Here is a 2,404-nt window from a genome sequence, read left to right as displayed (position 1 = left end):
AGGATGCGGATCCGAAGGACGCCTGCTGCAAAGCTGGCGTGACGAATACGTGCCCGGTCGCCTGCAAGGCCGAAGCCCCCAAGGTCGAAGCCCCCAAGGTCGAAGCCCCCAAGGTCGAAGCCCCCACAGTCGAAGCCCCCACGGTCGAAGCCGTCAAGGTCGAAATCGAGTAAACCGGGTCAACACCAACCCGAAGGCCTCCCGTGATGGGAGGCCTTTTAGCTTTCAGCTTTTCTCTTCGGCGGGGACGACGCGTCCACGAAAAAAAAACCTCTCGCCGCCAGTTGTAGAATTGTGATCCCCGTCATCGGCCGCTTGACATGGGCGCTCATTCATATCTATAATTGCCGCGACTAATGGAGATAGTCCAATAATGGAACTTAACCAATGTGCATGCTCGGGAAAGACGCTCGACCGATTGCTGCGCCCGGTCGTCTTGGCGATACTGGCTCGCGCGGGAACCCATGGCTACGACCTTGTCCAGCAGCTCGCCAAGTTAGAGGTGTTCGCAGATTCGCCGCCGGACACGAGCGGTATCTACAAGACATTGAAATCAATGGAGAAAGAAGGACTGGTATCGTCCGATTGGGATTGCGGAAAAAGCGGACCTGCCAAGCGGCGTTTCACTCTGACCCAAGACGGAAGAACTTGCCTGAATCGCTGGGCGGAAACGCTCCGGACCTACCGCGCGCAGATCGACGGTTTGCTCGGTATTCTTGACGCCTCTTGAACAGCACCAATTATCAACAAGGAGAATCGCTCATGAACAGACGGGAGCACGCCGATAAATCTATCACGGGCAAACTTTCATCAGGGGGCATTGGTAGCGTTGTCATTGACGGGCAAACCGTCGCAATTGCACATGCCGATAAGAATCTGATTGATGTCGCCGACAGAGCCGGAATCACCATCCCATGTGCGTGCTACCGATCTGGAAAATCGGCAGGATGTTGCCGGGCCTGCCTTGTCCTGATCAACGGCAGACGAAGGTATGCGTGCGCAACGATTCCAACTGACGGCATGACGGTAATCGTCTCGCGCAAGGATCTGAAATCTATTCGAAGACAACGGATCGCAGAATACCGAGCCGCTCGCTGCACAGGCTCAAAGGGTTGTTGCTGTCCGGATGCAACAGGATGCGAGACGTGAACGCGACATGCAAGGAGGACTGCTTATGACCGGCCGTGATCTGATTGGCGAGGCGTTGGGGACCTTTGTGCTCGTTCTCTTTGGCTGCGGATCGGTCGCGGTTTCCGTCCTATTCGGCGCTCATCACGGATTGATGCAGGTGGCGCTGGCGTGGGGGATCGGTGTCACACTCGCCATCTACCTCACGCGGCATCTTTCCTGCGCGCATCTCAATCCGGCCGTCAGTTTGGCCATGGCCATCAGCGGCCGGATGCGCTATCGCAAGCTGCCGGGTTACCTGTGCGCGCAGTTCGCCGGAGCCATTCTGGCGGGGCTCGCGATCTACCTGCTGTTCGGTCCATCCATTGCCGCTTACGAGAACGCCCACCAGATCGTGCGCGGGTCGTCGGAATCCGTGCGGACCGCCATGATGTTCGGCGAATACTATTCCCAGCCTGGCGGAACCGCGGTCGTGTCGCTTCCGCTGGCCATGGGCGCGGAGGCGCTCGGCACCTTTCTGCTGGTGCTCATGATCTTCGCCCTCACGGAAGGCTGCAATGTTGGACGCCCGGATGACGCGCTGGCTCCCGTCTTCATCGGACTGACCGTAACCTCGATCATCTGCCTTGTCGCACCGCTCACGCAGGCGGGGCTGAACCCCGCGCGCGATCTCGGGCCTCGCCTGGTGGCCTGGACCATGGGATGGGGCGACGCGGCCTTTCCCGACCGTGTGGGCGGTTTTTTCCACGTCTATGTGCTGGCCCCGGTGATCGGCGGTGTGCTGGCCTCCCGTTTCTTCGTCGGCTGGCTTGAACCGGCCATGAGGGGGCGGTCCAGCCCGTGTGACTGTAGCGACCCGAAATCCGAATCATCCAAAGGGGACCCTTCATGCAGACGAAATTGATTCTCGTTGGCGGCTTTCTGGGTTCCGGCAAAACGACGCTCTTGTGGGAGGCGGCCCGGCGGTTGACCGGACGTGGCCACTCCGTCGGCCTCGTCACCAACGATCAGGCTCCGGACTTGGTTGACACGGCTTTCTTATCGCGCTCCGGTGCGGGCGTGCAAGAGGTGTCGGGAAGCTGTTTTTGCTGCAATTTCGGCGGGTTCATCAACGCGGTGAAATCACTGATCGATCAGCAGGCGGACATCATTATCGCCGAACCCGTCGGCAGTTGCACGGACCTCTCGGCCACGATCCTGCAGCCCGTGAAGGATCAACACCCGGCGATCGACCTGGCGCCCCTGACGGTGCTTGCCGACCCGGGTCGCGTTCGCG

General features: G+C 59.8%; 4 protein-coding genes. All 4 read left to right on the top strand.

Going from position 1 to position 2,404, the window contains the following annotated elements:
• Positions 1 to 373: 373 nt before the first annotated feature.
• Positions 374 to 730 (top strand): PadR family transcriptional regulator, encoded by a 357-nt coding sequence (locus tag FJ222_12670; GenBank protein MBM4165274.1) that lies wholly within the window; start codon positions 374 to 376, stop codon positions 728 to 730.
• Between the two features lie 32 nt (positions 731 to 762).
• A complete protein-coding gene (locus tag FJ222_12665; GenBank protein ID MBM4165273.1) occupies positions 763 to 1,149 on the top strand; it encodes a (2Fe-2S)-binding protein in 387 nt (128 codons plus the stop codon).
• A gap of 7 nt (positions 1,150 to 1,156) precedes the next feature.
• A complete protein-coding gene (locus FJ222_12660) occupies positions 1,157 to 2,032 on the top strand; it encodes an aquaporin family protein (GenBank protein ID MBM4165272.1) in 876 nt (291 codons plus the stop codon).
• The coding region (locus FJ222_12655) for a cobalamin synthesis protein P47K (GenBank protein ID MBM4165271.1) at positions 2,017 to 2,404 on the top strand (388 nt) is incomplete at its 3' end. The genes FJ222_12660 and FJ222_12655, both read left to right, overlap by 16 nt.

This window comes from Lentisphaerota bacterium (genome assembly GCA_016873675.1).
GTDB lineage: Bacteria > Verrucomicrobiota > Kiritimatiellia > RFP12 > JAAYNR01 > VGWG01.
This window is presented reverse-complemented; position numbering and strand designations above follow the sequence as displayed.

What these genes read in the sequence shown, in the direction of transcription:
- FJ222_12670 (MBM4165274.1), top strand. Translation starts at nt 374, where the DNA reads ATGGAACTTAACCAATGTGCATGCTCGGGAAAGACGCTCGACCGATTG.
- FJ222_12665 (MBM4165273.1), top strand. Translation starts at nt 763, where the DNA reads ATGAACAGACGGGAGCACGCCGATAAATCTATCACGGGCAAACTTTCA.
- FJ222_12660 (MBM4165272.1), top strand. Translation starts at nt 1,157, where the DNA reads ATGCAAGGAGGACTGCTTATGACCGGCCGTGATCTGATTGGCGAGGCG.